The following is a 15949-nucleotide window of genomic DNA, read 5'->3' as shown; positions in this document are numbered from 1 at the left end:
CGTGCGCGGTGGTGCGGGGTCACTCCTCGACGGTGAGCCCCTTCCTGAGTCTGTTCAGGGTGCGGGCGAGCAGCCGGGACACATGCATCTGCGAGATGCCGAGCTCGTCCCCGATCTCCGACTGGGTCATGCCCGCGACGAAGCGCAAGGACAGGATCTGGCGGTCGCGCGGCGGCAGCGAGGCGATGAGCGGCTTCAGCGACTCGATGTACTCGATGCCCTCGAGGCCGTGGTCCTCGTAGCCGATGCGGTCCGCGAGGGCGCCCTCGGTCTCGTCCTCCTCGGGCTGCGCGTCGAGCGAGCTGGCGGTGTACGCGTTGCTCGCGGCCATGCCCTCGACGACCTCGTCGTTGCTGATGCCGAGGCGCTCGGCGAGTTCGGCCACCGTGGGCGAGCGGTCGAGCTTCTGGGCCAGCTCGTCGCCGGCCTTGGCCAGGTCGAGCCGGAGCTCCTGGAGGCGTCGCGGGACGCGCACGGACCAGGACGTGTCGCGGAAGAAGCGCTTGATCTCGCCGACGATCGTCGGCATCGCGAAGGTGGGGAACTCGACGCCTCGGCTGAGTTCGAAGCGGTCGATGGCCTTGATGAGGCCGATCGTGCCCACCTGGATGATGTCCTCCATCGGTTCGCTGCGGGAGCGGAACCGGGAGGCGGCGAACTTGACCAGCGCGAGGTTGAGTTCGACCAGGGTGTTGCGCACGTACGCGTACTCGTGGGTGCCTTCCTCGAGGACTTCGAGGCGGGCGAAGAGCGTCTTCGACAGCGCCCGCGCGTCCACCGCTGCGACCTCGTCGAACGGCGGGAGCGCCGGGAGTTCGAGGTCGTCGGGCCGCCCGGGGTGGGGGTGGTGCGGGTCGTACCCGTCGTGCGTGTCGTCGCCGTGCGCGGGGCGCCCGACGAACTCGGGGGACTCGAGGTGATCGTGTTGAGCTGTCGACGGCGCGTGCGGGGTCCGCGTTTCGTCGAGCCGGGGTGACATGGTCTCCTCCATCGTTCTCGGCGTATGGCTGCCGATGCCCTTTCCTGGTGCTGCGGTGTTCGGCGCCTCCAAAGCCGGCCGTGTTCGTCGGTGTCCCTACTAGCCCTACCCGCTCTTTGCCTCACCTCGCAAGTGTCGTATGTCATATATGTCTGATTTGGTGGGGAGTTCGGCTACCGATCGGCGTACGGAAGGCGTAATGTTCTGCGGACGTCAACGTCATCGGCGAAGAGGACGGGCATGGACCGCGTGACGGTCGGCAGTGCGAATCGAGGCCGCCTTCAGGTCGAGGTCAGGACCGAAGGCCAGAGTGAAGTCGTGACACCGGCGGGTGAGCTGGATCACCACACCGCCGATCTGTTGCGTGCGCCACTCGAAGACGCTCTGGATCAAGGCCGTGTGCGCTTGGTGGTCGACTGCTCACACCTCGAATTCTGTGATTCGACGGGCCTCAATGTGCTGCTCGGCGCCCGGCTCAGAGCCGAGGCGGCCGGGGGAGGGGTCCATCTGGCCGGGATGCTGCCCGTCGTGGCCAGGGTCTTCGAGATCACCGGCGCGGAGGCCGTCTTCACCGTCCACGACTCGCTCGCAGCGGCGCTGGCCGAGTGACTCCCGCCGCATGACCGGCCAAGTGGGTGTTGTCACGATCCGGCCGGGCAGAAGACCACCGCAGGACCCCGCGGGACTCCTCCAGGAACCCCTCGCGGGCTGTGCGGAACCCCGCACGCTCTGTATCGAACCAATCGCGAACTGGTGAATCGGTGAGGTGAAGCGCTGATGAGCACCACCCGGCAGCATCCGCCGGGCGACCGCGGCCCCGAGTCCGACGGCGCCCGCGCCGGAGTCGGCGGTGGACCCGACACCGCCGTGCCCGAGGGCCGGGTGCGCACCCTGGCGCTGGGGAGCGCCAGCGGGATCGTTCCGCTTGCCCGTGACTTCACCCGGCAGGCCCTCTACGACTGGGGCTGGCTGCCCGCCGCCTCCGCCGACCGCCGCGCGGCCGCGGAGGACGTCCTCCTCGTCGTCTCGGAGCTCGTCACCAACGCCTGTCTGCACGCCGAGGGCCCGGACCGGCTGCGGGTCTCCACCGATGCGAAGGGCATCCGGCTGGAGGTCTCCGACCTCGGTGCCGGCCAGCCGGCGCCCCGCACCCCGCACCGGGCCGGTCGGCCCGGCGGCCACGGCATGTTTATCGTGCAGCGGCTCTGCCTCGACTGGGGCGTCGTGCGGACACCCGGAATGCCGGGCAAGACGGTGTGGGCGGAGCTCGCGGCTCCCTCCTAGCGCGGTCCGGCGGCCCCGGTGATTTGAAGCTGTTGTGGAGCACGGCGATCCGCCGTGCTCTTTGTCTTCCCTCCATCAGGGCCCAGGCGTACCTTGAGCGCCCGATCTGATGTGTCGTCAGTTACATTCGGCGACTTCCGGCATGAGGGGAACTCGAGGTGGCGAACCAGAAGCGGACAGCTCTCACGCTGGCAGCGGCGGTGGCGGGCTCGGTGGTGCTGATGGCCGCACCCACCGCCCATGCCGATGTCGTGGACGTGGACTACCAGTGCCAGACGCCGATCGGGCCCAAGGGCGCCGTGTCCCCGATCGACATCAAGGCCGCCAAGAGCGGCAGCGGCTACAAACTCACGATGTCCTTCGAGAAGGGCGTCTCCTCCAGCCCGGTGGAACTCGGCAAAGGAGCCATGAACCCGAGCGCGGTCATCGAGCTCGGCGGCGCCGAGAAGGGCAAGGTCCCGGTGACCGGACCGCCGAACGCCGAGGCCATCCCCGCCAACACCCCCATCAAGATCAATGACTTGACGGGCACGTACACACCGGGGAAGAGCGGCAAGGTCACCTTCACCGCCGGGGTGCTCACCATCAAGGCGCTCGGCACGACCACGACCTGCACACCGAAGAACAACCCCGAGCCGTCCCTCGAACTGGACGTCGAGGGCTCCGGCGGCGGCACCCAGCCGGCCACCGGGGCCGGCGAACTGCCGAAGACCGGCCCTCTCGACTCCGCGCTCGCGCTCGGGACGCTCGGTGGCACGGTGCTGCTCACCGGGGCGGCCGGAGTCCTGTGGCTGACCCGCCGCGGGCCGCGGTCCGCGAGCTGACCGTGCTGCGGCGCGCGCCACTGGTCGCCGCGGTCGCCGCCCTGCTGTACGCGCTCTGGCCGTCCGCCCAGGCATCCACGGCCGCGGCCGCGGAGCAGGAGTGGACGGCGGAGCCCGCGGTGGGCGGCCGGCCGTACGTCTACCTGGAGGGACTGCCGGGCACGGTGCTGGAGGACAGGGTGTCCGTGACCAACCGGGGTGCCCGGCCGCTGACGGTGCGGCTGAGCACCACCGGTACGAAGTGGCTCGCGTTCGCCGAGAACCCGGTGACCGTCCCCGCCCGCACCCGGGCCGACGTGCCGTTCGCCATGACCGTTCCGGCGTCCGCGGCGCCCGGCGACCGCTCGGCGCGCATCGTCGCCTCGGCGGACGGCCGCGAGGTGGTCGTACCCGTCCATGTGCGCGTCGGCGGTCCCGAACTCGCCGCGCTCACCGTCGAGGACGTCCGCGTCGACGGCGATCTCATCCGCTACACACTGGTCAACCGAGGCAACACCGTCCTCACGCCCCGCCTGTCCGTGCGGGCCGACGGTCTCACCGGCGAACTCCTGCGGCGCCCCGCCCGCGCACTGCCCGTCGAACTGGGCCCCGGCCGCCGGCTCGACCTGAGCGAACCCTGGCCGGACCGTCCCGCCCTCGACTCCGTCGACATCACCCTGCGCGCCACCGCCCCCGGAGCCGAACCCGCGCAGGCGACGGTCTCCGCGCTGTACGTCCGGTGGGGCCCGGTGATCGCCGGCGTACTCGGGCTCGGCGCGGCGGCCGGCTGCCTGGCACTCTGGCGCGCCCGCGCACGGCCCGCACCGCACGAACCGACCAGCCCCGAACGGCACTTGGCACAGGCGGGAGTACAACGGTGAACCCCGGCAGCCCCCTCCAGCACCCCGACCCCGGCACCGAAGGAGCCCCGCCCGCGTCCGAGGCGCGCGGCCCGGCGCTTCAGCCCACGCGGCGCCTGCGATCCGGGCCGGGAGAAGCCCGGCGCAGGCGACGCGCACGCCCGAGCGCGGGTCCACGCCCGAGCGCGGGTCCACGTCCGGGCCCGGGTCCACGTCCGGGCCCACGCCTCGCCGCGCTGCTCGCCGTGCTGGTCGGCGTCCTGCTCGCCGGACCGCTCGCCGTGGTGGGCCCCGCCGCACGGCCCGCCGCCGCAGCGGACGCCGAACCAGGCGTCAGACTCTCCGCCGAGCAGGCGGGCAAGGGCGGCGACATCACCGTCAGCGGCTCCGGCTGGCGGCCCGGCGCCCTGCTGATGATGCTGATCTGCGGGCAATCCACACCCGCCCGGGGCGTGATCGGCGGCACCAACTCGTGCGCCAACGCCGAGGGCCGCGCCGTCACCACCGACGCCAAGGGCGCCTTCAGCAAGAAGATGCCGGTCGCGGAGCCGCCCACACCGTGCCCGTGCGTGGTGCACGTGGCCACCGTCACCGGTGAACAGGCCCTCGTGGACGCCCCGTTCACCGTCGCCGGACACCCCACCGCCCCGCTGCCGCAGCAGACGGGCGACGGAAGGCTCGCCGTGCTCGCGGCCGCCGATCTGCGCGGATCGAGCGGACTGCTCGTCTGGTTCGGCGCCCCGCCGAGCCGGGAGCTCGTCTTCACCGTCGGCAATCTCGGCTCCGCCCCGGTCAAGGACCCCGTCTTCCAGGTCGGCACCGCCCATGGCGTCTTCTCCCCGCAGTGGGAGGAGCGACAGTGGCGCGGCACCATCAAGCCCGGCAAGAAAGCGCAGATCAAGCTGCCCGTGCAGCTGTCGGCGGGGGCGCACGGCGGCTACCAGGTCTCCGTGAAGTACGGCACGAAGGTGCTCGTCGAGCAGCCGTGGGGCGTGGGCAGGCCCTGGGGTGTGACGCTCTTCTGGGTGCTGCTCGCCGTGGTCGTCCCCGCCGCGCTGTTCCGGATCGGGATGGCGGTCGTGGACCGCGTACGGCCGCACCGCGGCGCCCCCAGGCGGCCCGGCCGCCACCGGGACGCACCCCGCCCGGACCGTGCGGCGGCCCCGTCCACCGCCGCCGGAACCACCACGACCGCGGCACTGCCGTGGTTCACCCCGGACTCCGCACCGTCAGAGAACCGACCCACGACGAAGGGACACACGTGAGCACGCAACGGAGGATGAGCGCGGCAGGGGTCGCGCTGATGCTCTGCGGCGCGGGGATCCTGCTGACCGCGGGACCGGCCCACGCCGCGGAGGTGTCGTACGCGACGGAGTGCATCCCCCCGGCGATCTCCGGCCTGCCGCCCGTCCAGGGCACCACCAAGGTGCAGATCACCGCGCCCGCAGAGGCGAAGGTCGGGGACGAGATCGAGGTGGTGTGGAAGACGGTCGAGGCCGCGTCCAAGAACCCCGACGTCCTGGACCTGCAGAAGGACACGGTGAAACCGACCGGCACCGTCAAGGTCACCGGGGCGCAGACCGGCGACCTGGCCATGGACGGGCCACGACAGAACCCGCCGATCCCCAAGAACAGCCCGATGGTGCTGCCCGACATGAAGGGCAAGCTGAAGCTGACGGCGCCCGGTGAGATCAAGCTGGCGCCGGCCGGGTACGACATCAACGTCTCCAAGCCGATCTCGACGGACACCAAGTGCTCGCCGAAGGAGACGGTGCAGCCGGCCGCGACGATCAACGTGAAGGAGGCGGGCGGCACTTCGGGCGGCACGACGGGCGGACTGCCGACGACGGGCGGGACGACCGGAGGCATCCCGACGACCGGTGGGACGACGGGCGGTCTGCCCACCACGGGCGGCCTGATCACCGGCGGCGGCGACTCCGGCGGCGGCGACTCCGGGGGTACGACCAGCTCCGGCGGCACGACCGGTTCCGGCGGGACCACCTCGGGCGGAGCCGACGGCGGCACCTCCGGCGGTGGCGGCGGCCCGACCGACTTCGAGGGCAAGGAAATCCAGGTCGCCTACTCCTGCAAGACGCCGATCGGCGACAAGGAGGCCGTCTCCCCGGTGAAGATCAACGCCAAGAAGAACGGCGGCGACTTCGACCTCACCGTGAAGTTCTCCAAGTCCGTCATGGACAGCCCGGCGACCATCCCGCCCGACTCGGTCAAGCCCTCCATGGAGGTCAAGCTGGGGGGCGTGGACAAGGGCTTCGTCCATGTCGAGGGCCCCACGAACAAGGAGGAGATCAAGTCCGGCGACCCGATCGAGATCCCCGATCTGACCGGGACGTACAAGCCGGGCGCCAGCGGTAAGTCCACGCTCAGCCCGGGCGTCCTCACGGTCAAGGCGCTGGGCACGACGACGACGTGCACCCCGCCGGCGAACGTCGCGGCCTCCCTGGAACTCGACACCTCCGCCCAGCCGGGCGGCGCCGCCGGTGGCTCGGCATCCGGCTCCGCGGGCGGCGGCGACGCCTCGGGCGGCGGCCTCGCCGACACCGGCGGCACCGAGGACGGCGCCCTGCGCGCCCTCGCCCTGGTGGCGGGCACGGTGATCCTGCTGGGCGGCGCGGTGTTCACGTTCACACCGTGGCGGCGGCTGCGAGGTCTCACGCGCTGAGAACGACGGAGGGCCGCCGCACCGTCACCGGTGCGGCGGCCCTCCGTGCGCAGAGCGTGCGCGGGCTGCGTCAGTGGACGTTGCCCATGAGCTCCTGGACCTTCTTGCGGTACATCCAGATCGCCCCACCCGCGACCACGGCGAGCGCGGCCTGCAGGGCGATGATGCCCGTACCGTTCAGGTCGACGCCGGCCAGGGAGAGCAGGCCCGTGGTGCAGTCGCCGGCGGTGACGGCGAGGAACCACACGCCCAGCATCTGGCTGGAGTACTTCTGCGGGGCCATCTTCGTGGTCACCGACAGACCCACCGGGGACAGGCACAGCTCGGCGATCGTCTGGATCATGTAGATCGAGACCAGCCACATCGGGCTGACCTTGGTGCCGTCGCCCGCCATGCCCATCGGCACGATGAAGACGAAGAACGAGGCGCCGACCAGGACCAGCGCCATCGCGAACTTCACGATGGTGTTGGGCTCCGTGTTGCGGCGCGCCAGCGCCAGCCACATCCAGGCGAAGAGCGGGGCCAGCGCCATGATGAACAGCGGGTTCAGCGACTGGAACCACGTGGCCGGGAAGGCGAAGCCCAGCAGGGTGTCCGCGGTCTTGCCGTCGGCGAAGAGCGCCAGGGTCGAACCACCCTGGTCGTAGATCATCCAGAAGACGGCCGCGGCGACGAAGAACCAGATGTAGCCGGAGACCTTCGACTGCTCGACCCGATCCAGGTCCTTGTCGCGCTTGATGCGGACCAGCACGGCGACCGGAATGATCAGACCGGCGAGCGTGATCGGGACCAGCGCCCAGTTGAGCGTGTACATCCCGGCGGCGACGACGACACCGTAGAAGGCGGCGACGAGGACGGTGCCTATGCCGACCTTGGTGAGGATGGCCCGGCGCTCGGGTGCGGTGAGCGGGTTCGGGACGACACTGCTCTTCGGGCTCAGGCTGCGCGTACCGATCAGGAACTGGGCCAGACCCAGCGCCATGCCGACCGCGGCGAGCAGGAAGCCGTAGTGCCAGTTGTGCTTCTCACCGACGGTGCCGATGATCAGCGGCGCGGCGAAGGCACCGAGGTTGATGCCGATGTAGAAGATCGTGAAGCCGCCGTCACGGCGCGGGTCGTCCGGACCGTCGTAGAGGTGGCCCACCATCGTGGAGATGTTGGCCTTCAGCAGACCCGAGCCGACCGCGACGAGCGCGAGACCGACGAAGAACATCGCCTGTCCGGGAACGGCGAGGGAGACGTGGCCTGCCATGATCACGAAGCCCGCGATGGCGACGGTCTTGCGGGCGCCCCAGACGCGGTCGCCGAACCAGCCGCCCGGCATGGCCATGAGGTAGACCATCGAGACGTAGACGGAGTAGATGGCCGTGGCCGTGACCGCGGTCATCGCAAGGCCGCCGCCCTGGCTGCCCGTCGCGGCGTCGGCGCCGCCGGAGACCAGGTACAGAACCAGAAGCGCACGCATGCCGTAGTAGGAGAAGCGCTCCCACATCTCGGTCATGAAGAGGGTGGCCAGGCCGCGAGGGTGGCCGAAGAAGGTCTTCGCTGAGCCAGCGGTGCTGGGAGCCGAGTCCTTCGTCAGGCTGGACGCCATGTCGATCCTTGCTGCTCGGGACGCGCCGCATGGGTGAGCGGTTTCCGCGCCCGGTGGGGGGCGGCCGGCACCGGCAAGGAGCGGTCCCGCCCCACGCCCGAGGGGCCCGCCCCGTGGGTGACGGGGACGAGGGACAGTCCTCACCGGGATCCACACCCCGTGCGCGGCGTCGCACACGGAGCCCGGCCCAGGTCATTCACTGACGCGGAGCCGGCTGTCACCGATTCCGCGCAGAAAAGAGACCCTTGGCGCAAAGCCGCCAAAGGTCCCCGAGTAGTGCTGAAGGCGTCTTGCCACCATACGTCACGACACCGCCCTTAATGCAGGGTGTGAGACAGGGATCACAGGCATTCGTGGAACCGTCTGCCCACATTCGAAGGCGCCAACCAGGATCGCATCCCATGTACCCAGGGCCTGCGGTGCACCCCCCGATGCGTCCGTGCCGCGGACTACCATCACCCCATGACCCGAGTACTGCTCGCCGAGGACGACGCATCCATCTCCGAGCCGCTGGCGCGCGCGTTGCGCCGGGAGGGGTACGAGGTCGAGGTCCGCGAGGACGGTCCGACCGCACTCGACGCCGGGCTCCAGGGCGGGATCGATCTGGTCGTGCTGGACCTCGGGCTGCCCGGGATGGACGGGCTCGAAGTGGCCCGGCGGCTGCGTGCCGACGGGCACAGCGTGCCGATCCTGGTGCTGACCGCCCGCGCCGACGAGGTGGACACGGTGGTCGGCCTGGACGCGGGCGCCGACGACTACGTGACCAAGCCGTTCCGGCTCGCGGAGCTGCTGGCCCGGGTCCGGGCGCTGCTCCGGCGCGGCGCCACGGAGCCGGCCGTGGCCCCCGCGACCCACGGGGTGCGGATCGACGTCGAATCGCACCGCGCCTGGATGGGTGACGAGGAGCTCCAGCTCACGGCGAAGGAGTTCGACCTGCTCCGGGTCCTGGTGCGGGACGCCGGCCGGGTCGTCACCCGCGACCAGCTGATGCGCGAGGTCTGGGACACCACGTGGTGGTCGTCGACCAAGACCCTCGACATGCACATCTCCTGGCTCCGCAAGAAGCTCGGCGACGACGCGGCGAACCCGCGGTACATCGCGACGGTCCGGGGCGTCGGCTTCCGCTTCGAGAAGAGCTGAGGCACCCCGGGGCACCGGCCGGACTCCCACCAGGGCGGGCCCTGCCCCCGGACCCCGCCACGGTCCGAAGCTCTCACGGTCCGAAGTCCTCACGGGCCCGGCCCGGCCCGCCCCGGGCCCGGTACGCCGGAGACCGCGTCGGGGCGACGCGCGGTGTTGCCGCGCCCGCTTACGCTCGTGAGCGTCACCTCATCGCGTAGACCCGCCCGGAGGGCACCGTGCGCCGCCGACTCATCAACTCCACCCTGGCCGTGGTGCTCGTCGTCATCGCCGTCTTCGGTGTCTCCCTCGTCATCGTCGAGACCCGGACCATCAGCAACAGCGCGCAGGAGAGCGTCGACTCCGAGGCGCTGCGGCTGGTCAGTGTCATCGAGGCCAAGGTGCTGGAGCAGGAGCGCGTCGACGGCGGCGTGCTCGCCGAGCAGATCGGGCCCGACCGGTTCGCGCGGATCGACATCCCCGGCAGCCCGCCGCTGGAGATCGGGCCCCGGCCGGACGGAAGCGTGATCCGCGGCACCGCCACCGGTGAGCAGGGCGAGACGGTCGTCGTCGAGGAGTCCCGCTCCACCGTGACCCGTGAGGTCGGCCGCACCCTGATGATCATCGGTGCCGTCGCGCTGCTCGCCGTCGTCGCCGCCGTCCTGCTCGCCGTACGGCAGGCCAACAAGCTCGCCTCACCGTTGACCGACCTCGCGGAGACCGCGGAGCGCCTCGGCTCGGGGGACCCGCGGCCGCGCCACAAGCGGTACGGGGTGCCCGAGCTCGACCGGGTCGCCGACGTCCTGGACTCCAGCGCCGAGCGGATCGCGCGCATGCTCACCGCCGAGCGCCGGCTCGCCGCGGACGCGTCCCATCAGCTCCGTACGCCGCTGACCGCGCTGTCCATGCGGCTGGAGGAGATCTCCGTCACCGACGACCCGGACACGGTCAAGGAGGAGGCGACCATCGCGCTCACCCAGGTGGAACGGCTCACCGACGTGGTGCAGCGACTGCTCACCAACGCACGGGATCCCCGGACCGGGTCCGCGGTCGCCTTCGACCTCGACGAGATCGTCAAGCAGCAGATCGAGGAGTGGCGCCCCGCCTACCGCAGCGCGGGCCGCGCGATCGTCTGTTCCGGCAAGCAGCCGCTGCGGGCCGTGGGTACACCGGGCGCCGTGGCGCAGGTGCTGGCCGCGCTGATCGAGAACTCGCTGATGCACGGGGGCGGCACCGTCGCCCTGCGCAGCCGGGTCACGGGCAACCAGGCCGTCGTCGAGGTGACCGACGAGGGCCCGGGCGTACCGGCGGACCTCGGGGCACGGATCTTCGAGCGCACCATCAGCGGGCGGAACTCGACGGGCATCGGTCTCGCCGTGGCCCGCGATCTGGCGGAGGCGGACGGCGGACGGCTGGAACTGCTGCAGCAGCAGCCGGCGGTGTTCGCGCTGTTCCTGAGCCGGGAGGCCAAGCCGCGCAAGAAGGCCGAGCCGGAGCACACGGTGCGCTGACGGGACGGGTGCCGCTCAGCGGCCGCCCGGTCGCGCCACCTGCCGACCCGGCCTCGGGCCACCTGCCGACCGGCCTCGGGCTAGCTGCCGACCCGGTCGGGCTGCTCGGTCCGCCGCTGCTCCAGGAACGACTCCGCCGTCTGCACGGCCTCCCGGGCGGGCAGCGCACGGAACACCCACGTGCGGTACGACCAGAAGCGGAACAGCGTCGCCACACCGATCCCGAAGAACTTGAAGAAGTTGCTCTGCAGCGGGCTGTCCCAGTCGAAGCCGTACGTCGCGGTGTAGAGCACACCGTTCTCGATCACCGCTCCGACGGCGCTGAACAGCAGGAACAGCGTCAGTTCCTTCGTACGGCCGCTCTTGTCGCGGTCCCGGTACGTGAAGTAGCGGAAGCCCACGTAGTTGAACAGGATCGCGATGAACGTCGCCAGAAGGCTGGCCCGCACCACCGGGATGTCGGTGGTCTGACGCAACAGGTTGAACACGACCATGTTGACGAGCAGACCCATGGCGCCGACGGCGCCGAACTTGGCGACCTCGCGCGCGAGCCGGTTCAGTCGCTCACGCAGCGCGCCCCGTTCACTCATGGTGATCGCTGGCCCCGTCCGGTCGGTGTACATCAACCCGACCACTCTAACCAGCACCCACCCGAGTTGCCTGTGGACAACTGCGAAGGTGTTGTTGTGGCATCGTACGAAACCAGGCACCGGACAGGACCGTACGGAGCTCCGGATACCCTGGGAGAGTGACGTTCCCGGTAGTCGGCATGGTCGGCGGCGGTCAGCTCGCCCGTATGACCCACGAGGCGGGCATCCCCCTCGGCATCAAGTTCAAGCTCCTCAGTGACACACCCCAGGACTCGGCGGCCCAGGTGGTCAGCGAGGTCGTCATCGGCGACTATCGCGACCTGGACACGCTGCGCTCCTTCGCGCGCGGCTGCGACGTGATCACCTTCGATCACGAGCATGTGCCGGCCGAGCACCTGGCGGCCCTGGAAGCGGACGGCGTCGTGATCCGCCCGGGTCGCGCCGCGCTCGTGCACGCCCAGGACAAGGGGGTGATGCGGGCGAAGCTCGACGAGATCGGCGCGCCCAGCCCCCGCCACCGCATCGTCGCCGACCCGGCGGACGCGGCGGCCTTCGCGGCGGAGGCCGGCGGTTACCCGGTGATCCTCAAGACCGTGCGCGGCGGCTACGACGGCAAGGGCGTGTGGTTCGTACGAAGCGACAAGGACGCCGAGGAGCCGTTCCGCGCGGGTGTCCCGGTCCTCGCCGAGGAGAAGGTCGAGTACCGCCGGGAGCTGGCGGCGAACATCGTCCGTTCGCCGCACGGCCAGGCCGTCGCCTACCCCGTCGTGGAGTCCCGTCAGGTCGACGGCGTGTGCGACACCGTGATCGCCCCCGCGCCCGGCCTCGACGAGGAGCTGGCGGGCCAGGCCCAGCAGCTCGCCCTGCGCATCGCCCAGGAACTCGGAGTCGTCGGCCATCTGGCGGTCGAGCTGTTCGAGACCACGGACGGACGCATTCTCGTCAACGAGCTGGCCATGCGGCCGCACAACTCCGGACACTGGACCCAGGACGGCGCGATCACGTCCCAGTTCGCCAACCACGTACGCGCCGTGCTCGACCTGCCGCTCGGTGATCCGCGCCCCCGCGCCGAGTGGACGGTCATGGCGAACGTCCTCGGCGGGGACTACCCCGACATGTACGCGGCCTATCTGCACTGCATGGCCAGGGACCCCCGGCTGAAGATCCATATGTACGGCAAGGACGTGAAGCCCGGCCGCAAGGTAGGACACGTCAACACCTACGGCGACGACCTCGACGACGTGCTGGAGCGCGCCCGTCACGCAGCCGACTACCTCAGAGGAACGATCACCGAATGACCACCGCTTCCGATTCGGCCCCTCTCGTCGGCATCGTCATGGGCTCGGACTCCGACTGGCCCGTCATGGAGAACGCCGCGCAGGCCCTGGACGAGTTCGAGATCCCGTACGAGGTCGACGTCGTCTCCGCGCACCGGATGCCGCGCGAGATGGTCGCGTACGGCGAGCAGGCCGCCGGGCGGGGTCTGAAGGTGATCATCGCGGGCGCGGGCGGTGCGGCCCATCTGCCGGGCATGCTCGCCTCGGTCACCCCGCTTCCGGTGATCGGCGTCCCCGTGCCGCTCAAGTACCTCGACGGCATGGACTCGCTGCTGTCGATCGTGCAGATGCCGGCGGGGGTGCCGGTCGCGACGGTGTCGGTGGGCGGTGCACGCAACGCGGGCCTGCTGGCGGCCCGCATCCTCGCCACCCAGGACAGCGAACTGCTCGCCCGCATGCGGGACTTCCAGCAGGAGCTGAACGAGCAGGCGACCGAGAAGGGCAAGCGGCTGCGCGCCAAGGTCGAGGGGGCGGCGGGCTTCGGCTTCGGCAAGTAGGACACGGCAAGTAGGCTGCGGCCGTGGATTTTCTCGCCGAGGCCCGTTCCCTGCTCGATTCCTTTCCCGTCGTCGACGGCCACAACGATCTGCCGTGGGCGCTGCGGGAGCAGGTCCGCTACGACCTGGACCGCCTCGACATCGCGGCCGACCAGAGCGGCAGCCTGCACACCGACATCCCCCGGCTGAGGGCCGGCGGCGTCGGCGCGCAGTTCTGGTCCGTGTACGTACGCAGCGACATGGCCGGTGACGAGGCGGTCAGCGCCACGCTGGAGCAGATCGACGTCGTCGGCCAGTTGCTCGCCCGCTACCCGGCCGACCTGGCGCGCGCCCTGACCGCCGACGACATGGAGGCGGCGCGCAAGGACGGCCGTATCGCCTCGCTGATGGGCGCGGAGGGCGGCCACTCCATCAACAACTCGCTCGCCACACTGCGGGCGCTGCACGCGCTGGGCGTCCGCTACATGACGCTGACGCACAACGACAACAACGACTGGGCGGACTCGGCGACCGACGAGCCGGGGGTAGGCGGACTGTCGGCCTTCGGCCGTGAGGTCGTACGCGAGATGAACCGCACCGGCATGCTGGTCGACCTCTCGCACGTCGCCGCGACGACGATGCGGGACGCGCTCGACACCTCCGTGGCGCCGGTGATCTTCTCCCACTCCTCGGCGCGGGCGATCTGCGACCATCCGCGGAACATCCCGGACGACGTGCTGGAACGGCTCGCGGCGAACGGCGGCGTGGCGATGGCCACGTTCGTCCCGAAGTTCGTCCTGCCGGAGGCGGTGGCCTGGACCGTGGCGGCGGACGAGAACATGCGGGCGCACGGGCTGCACCCGCTGGACACGACCGAGGCGGGCATGAAGGTCCAGCGGGCGTACGAGGCCGCGAACCCGCGCCCGATGGCGACGGCGTCGACGGTCGCCGACCACCTGGACCACATGCGCGAGGCGGCCGGCATCGACCACATCGGCATCGGCGGCGACTACGACGGCACGGCGTTCACCCCGGCCGGGCTGGAGGACGTCGCGGGCTACCCCAACCTGATCGCGGAACTGCTGCGCCGTGGCTGGTCCCAGCCGGACCTCGCCAAGCTGACCTGGCAGAACGCCGTTCGGGCGCTGCGCGACGCGGAATCCACGGCCCGCGACCTCCAGTCCCACCGCGCCCCCTCGAACGCGACCCTGACCACCCCACTCCCTGCCTGACGGCGGCGGCCCGCTCGGTGGCGCCCCGCCTCTCGGTGGCGGCGGCCTGCTCGGTGCCTGGCGGCGGCAGCGGTCTGTTTCGTGGCGCCCTGCCTGTCGGGCGGCGGCCCGCTCGGTGGCGGTGGGCTTGATGGCCGGCCTGCCCGGCTGCTGGGCGGGCGCCTTTGCTTCGTGGCGCGGTCCGACTCGGCGGTGCTCTGCCTGACGGCGGCCTGCTTCGCGGCCCCGGATTGATCGCCGGTGCGCCCTGCCTGACGGTGGTGTCGGCGCCGGGCGCGTTTCCGGCAGTCCGGGTCGAGGGCGCGGGTCCCGGACCGCTGTGACGGGGGCCCGGCTCGTTATGGGGGACGGGGGCCTCGCCCGTGCCGACGGGCAACGCTCTGCCGGGACCGGGGCCGCCTGCCGTGATGAGGGCGCTCCGTGGCGGGGACCGCCTCGTTACCGCGTGCGTCTCGCCCGGTACGCCCGCATCTTCGCGCGGCTGCCGCAGACCGCCATCGTGCACCACCGGCTACGGCCGGCCGGGCTCCGGTCGTAGTACGCCCACCGGCAGTCCTCGGCCTCGCACGCCTTCAGCCGCAGCCACGTACCCTCCGCCACCGCCGTAGCGATCGCCACGGCCACCCGGGACGCGAGCGCCGCCGGATCCGCCGGCCGCAGCGTGGCCGTACCCGCCTCGTCCACGCCCACCAGCAGCGGTGCGTGCGCGAGCAGCCGGTCCAGCGCACCCACTCCGTCCGGCGCCGCGCCGTGCCCGCCGTGGGCCAGGCACGCGGCACGCAGCGCCTCGCGCAGTTCCCGCGCCGCGGCGACGTCCTCCACCGCCAGCCCGAAGGCGTCCCGGCCGTCCGCCGTGTCGAGGTGGTCGGCGCCCGTCTCGATGTCCAGTGTGTTGACCAGGGACTCGATCAGCGCGAGTCCTCCGGGTGCGGGCGCCCTGTCGTTCATGGTTGCGACGTTACCTCCCGTGCGCCACCATGAGGTAACGCGTTACCGGTAATCTGCTGATGCCGGTAACGGCGTCGGCATCGGCGCCGGTGACGCCGACCGACGCCGTACGAGAAGCCGAGAAGCCGTACGAGAGGAAGAGCACATGGCCATCGCCACGATGGGCACCGTCGTCCTGGACTGTCCCGACCCGCGCGCGCTCGCCGCCTTCTACGCCGGGATCCTGGGTGGTCAGGTGGAGGCCGACGGCGAGGACTGGTTCACCCTCAAGGGATACGAGGGGACACCGCTGGCCTTCCAGGCCGCTCCCGGCCACGTACCGCCGAAGTGGCCGTCCCCCGAGACCTCGCAGCAGTTCCATCTCGACCTGGCCGTCGAGGACCTGGACGCGGCGGAGGCCCAGGTGCTGGCACTCGGCGCCACGCCACTGGACGCGGAGAACCACGCCCGCAGCTGGCGGGTCTACGCGGACCCGGCCGGCCACCCGTTCTGTCTCTGCGCCTGCTGAGGCCCGCTGAGAACGCGCCGCCCGCGGC

Annotated in this window: 16 protein-coding genes; 12 read left to right on the top strand and 4 right to left on the bottom strand. The window is 71.3% G+C overall.

The features are described 5' to 3' along the window. Positions 1 to 19: 19 nt before the first annotated feature. Positions 20 to 991: an RNA polymerase sigma factor SigF gene (locus ACIQMR_RS20600; RefSeq protein WP_401389030.1), complete on the bottom strand. Its 972-nt coding sequence runs from the start codon at positions 989 to 991 to the stop codon at positions 20 to 22. A gap of 228 nt (positions 992 to 1219) precedes the next feature. On the opposite strand from ACIQMR_RS20600, the gene ACIQMR_RS20595 reads away from it, so the two are divergent. The 6 genes from ACIQMR_RS20595 (at position 1220) to ACIQMR_RS20570 (ending at position 6606) form a co-directional block, all read left to right on the top strand. Then, entirely contained in the window at positions 1220 to 1588 is a 369-nt protein-coding gene (locus ACIQMR_RS20595) for an STAS domain-containing protein (RefSeq protein WP_266378529.1), read from the top strand. A 168-nt stretch (positions 1589 to 1756) separates the two neighbouring features. After that, entirely contained in the window at positions 1757 to 2263 is a 507-nt protein-coding gene (locus tag ACIQMR_RS20590; protein WP_401389027.1) for an ATP-binding protein, read from the top strand. Positions 2264 to 2421: 158 nt separating this feature from the next. Then, positions 2422 to 3087 carry a peptidase gene (locus ACIQMR_RS20585; protein WP_401389024.1) on the top strand — a complete coding sequence of 222 codons (666 nt, stop codon included), beginning with the start codon at positions 2422 to 2424 and terminating at the stop codon, positions 3085 to 3087. After that, on the top strand, positions 3051 to 3947 hold the full coding sequence (locus ACIQMR_RS20580) for a hypothetical protein (RefSeq protein WP_401389021.1): 897 nt from the start codon (positions 3051 to 3053) through the stop codon (positions 3945 to 3947). The genes ACIQMR_RS20585 and ACIQMR_RS20580 overlap by 37 nt, the downstream gene beginning before the upstream one ends. Positions 3948 to 4171: 224 nt before the next feature. After that, entirely contained in the window at positions 4172 to 5191 is a 1020-nt protein-coding gene (locus tag ACIQMR_RS20575; protein WP_401389018.1) for a hypothetical protein, read from the top strand. A 14-nt stretch (positions 5192 to 5205) separates the two neighbouring features. Beyond that, positions 5206 to 6606, top strand: coding sequence for a hypothetical protein (locus ACIQMR_RS20570; protein WP_401389016.1), 1401 nt, complete (start codon positions 5206 to 5208; stop codon positions 6604 to 6606). Between the two features lie 70 nt (positions 6607 to 6676). Here the strand turns inward: ACIQMR_RS20570 and ACIQMR_RS20565 are convergent, their stop codons facing one another. Continuing rightward, the gene (locus tag ACIQMR_RS20565; RefSeq protein WP_401389013.1) at positions 6677 to 8200 is read right to left on the bottom strand and encodes a peptide MFS transporter; all 1524 of its coding nucleotides are present in this window, start codon (positions 8198 to 8200) and stop codon (positions 6677 to 6679) included. Positions 8201 to 8662: 462 nt separating this feature from the next. Here ACIQMR_RS20565 and ACIQMR_RS20560 point away from each other — a divergent pair, with 462 nt between their 5' ends. Together ACIQMR_RS20560 and ACIQMR_RS20555 are read left to right on the top strand one after the other, a co-directional pair. Then, on the top strand, positions 8663 to 9340 hold the full coding sequence (locus tag ACIQMR_RS20560) for a response regulator transcription factor (RefSeq protein WP_401389011.1): 678 nt from the start codon (positions 8663 to 8665) through the stop codon (positions 9338 to 9340). A gap of 218 nt (positions 9341 to 9558) precedes the next feature. Next, a complete protein-coding gene (locus ACIQMR_RS20555) occupies positions 9559 to 10830 on the top strand; it encodes an ATP-binding protein (RefSeq protein WP_401389008.1) in 1272 nt (423 codons plus the stop codon). An 80-nt stretch (positions 10831 to 10910) separates the two neighbouring features. Here ACIQMR_RS20555 and ACIQMR_RS20550 read toward each other — a convergent pair whose 3' ends face one another. Continuing rightward, positions 10911 to 11420 (bottom strand): GtrA family protein, encoded by a 510-nt coding sequence (locus tag ACIQMR_RS20550; RefSeq protein ID WP_401389005.1) that lies wholly within the window; start codon positions 11418 to 11420, stop codon positions 10911 to 10913. 101 nt (positions 11421 to 11521) lie between these two features. On the opposite strand from ACIQMR_RS20550, the gene ACIQMR_RS20545 reads away from it, so the two are divergent. Genes ACIQMR_RS20545 through ACIQMR_RS20535 form a run of 3 tightly spaced genes read left to right on the top strand, consistent with a single transcriptional unit; the run spans position 11522 to position 14465 of the window. Continuing rightward, positions 11522 to 12718 carry a 5-(carboxyamino)imidazole ribonucleotide synthase gene (locus ACIQMR_RS20545; RefSeq protein ID WP_401389576.1) on the top strand — a complete coding sequence of 399 codons (1197 nt, stop codon included), beginning with the start codon at positions 11522 to 11524 and terminating at the stop codon, positions 12716 to 12718. Continuing rightward, positions 12715 to 13254: a 5-(carboxyamino)imidazole ribonucleotide mutase gene (purE, locus tag ACIQMR_RS20540; protein WP_401389002.1), complete on the top strand. Its 540-nt coding sequence runs from the start codon at positions 12715 to 12717 to the stop codon at positions 13252 to 13254. The genes ACIQMR_RS20545 and purE overlap by 4 nt, the downstream gene beginning before the upstream one ends. A 23-nt stretch (positions 13255 to 13277) precedes the next feature. Next, positions 13278 to 14465, top strand: coding sequence for a dipeptidase (locus tag ACIQMR_RS20535; protein WP_401388999.1), 1188 nt, complete (start codon positions 13278 to 13280; stop codon positions 14463 to 14465). A gap of 438 nt (positions 14466 to 14903) precedes the next feature. On the opposite strand, the gene ACIQMR_RS20530 is transcribed toward ACIQMR_RS20535, so the two are convergent. Next, the gene (locus tag ACIQMR_RS20530) at positions 14904 to 15413 is read right to left on the bottom strand and encodes a CGNR zinc finger domain-containing protein (protein ID WP_401388996.1); all 510 of its coding nucleotides are present in this window, start codon (positions 15411 to 15413) and stop codon (positions 14904 to 14906) included. Positions 15414 to 15558: 145 nt separating this feature from the next. Between ACIQMR_RS20530 and ACIQMR_RS20525 the strand changes: the two genes are divergently transcribed. After that, positions 15559 to 15921: a VOC family protein gene (locus ACIQMR_RS20525; RefSeq protein ID WP_401388993.1), complete on the top strand. Its 363-nt coding sequence runs from the start codon at positions 15559 to 15561 to the stop codon at positions 15919 to 15921. Positions 15922 to 15949: the final 28 nt, after the last annotated feature.

The sequence above is a fragment of the Streptomyces sp. NPDC091376 genome (assembly GCF_044757085.1).
Classification (GTDB): domain Bacteria; phylum Actinomycetota; class Actinomycetes; order Streptomycetales; family Streptomycetaceae; genus Streptomyces; species Streptomyces pratisoli.
The sequence above is the reverse complement of the archived record's forward strand: the minus strand, read 5'-3'. Positions and strand labels throughout refer to the sequence as shown.

Bases quoted from the DNA above. Each gene is read 5' to 3' on its own strand.
- ACIQMR_RS20600 (WP_401389030.1), bottom strand. From the start codon at position 991: ATGGAGGAGACCATGTCACCCCGGCTCGACGAAACGCGGACCCCGCAC.
- ACIQMR_RS20595 (WP_266378529.1), top strand. From the start codon at position 1,220: ATGGACCGCGTGACGGTCGGCAGTGCGAATCGAGGCCGCCTTCAGGTC.
- ACIQMR_RS20590 (WP_401389027.1), top strand. From the start codon at position 1,757: ATGAGCACCACCCGGCAGCATCCGCCGGGCGACCGCGGCCCCGAGTCC.
- ACIQMR_RS20570 (WP_401389016.1), top strand. From the start codon at position 5,206: ATGAGCGCGGCAGGGGTCGCGCTGATGCTCTGCGGCGCGGGGATCCTG.
- ACIQMR_RS20565 (WP_401389013.1), bottom strand. From the start codon at position 8,200: ATGGCGTCCAGCCTGACGAAGGACTCGGCTCCCAGCACCGCTGGCTCA.
- ACIQMR_RS20560 (WP_401389011.1), top strand. From the start codon at position 8,663: ATGACCCGAGTACTGCTCGCCGAGGACGACGCATCCATCTCCGAGCCG.
- ACIQMR_RS20550 (WP_401389005.1), bottom strand. From the start codon at position 11,420: ATGAGTGAACGGGGCGCGCTGCGTGAGCGACTGAACCGGCTCGCGCGC.
- purE (WP_401389002.1), top strand. From the start codon at position 12,715: ATGACCACCGCTTCCGATTCGGCCCCTCTCGTCGGCATCGTCATGGGC.
- ACIQMR_RS20530 (WP_401388996.1), bottom strand. From the start codon at position 15,413: ATGAACGACAGGGCGCCCGCACCCGGAGGACTCGCGCTGATCGAGTCC.
- ACIQMR_RS20525 (WP_401388993.1), top strand. From the start codon at position 15,559: ATGGCCATCGCCACGATGGGCACCGTCGTCCTGGACTGTCCCGACCCG.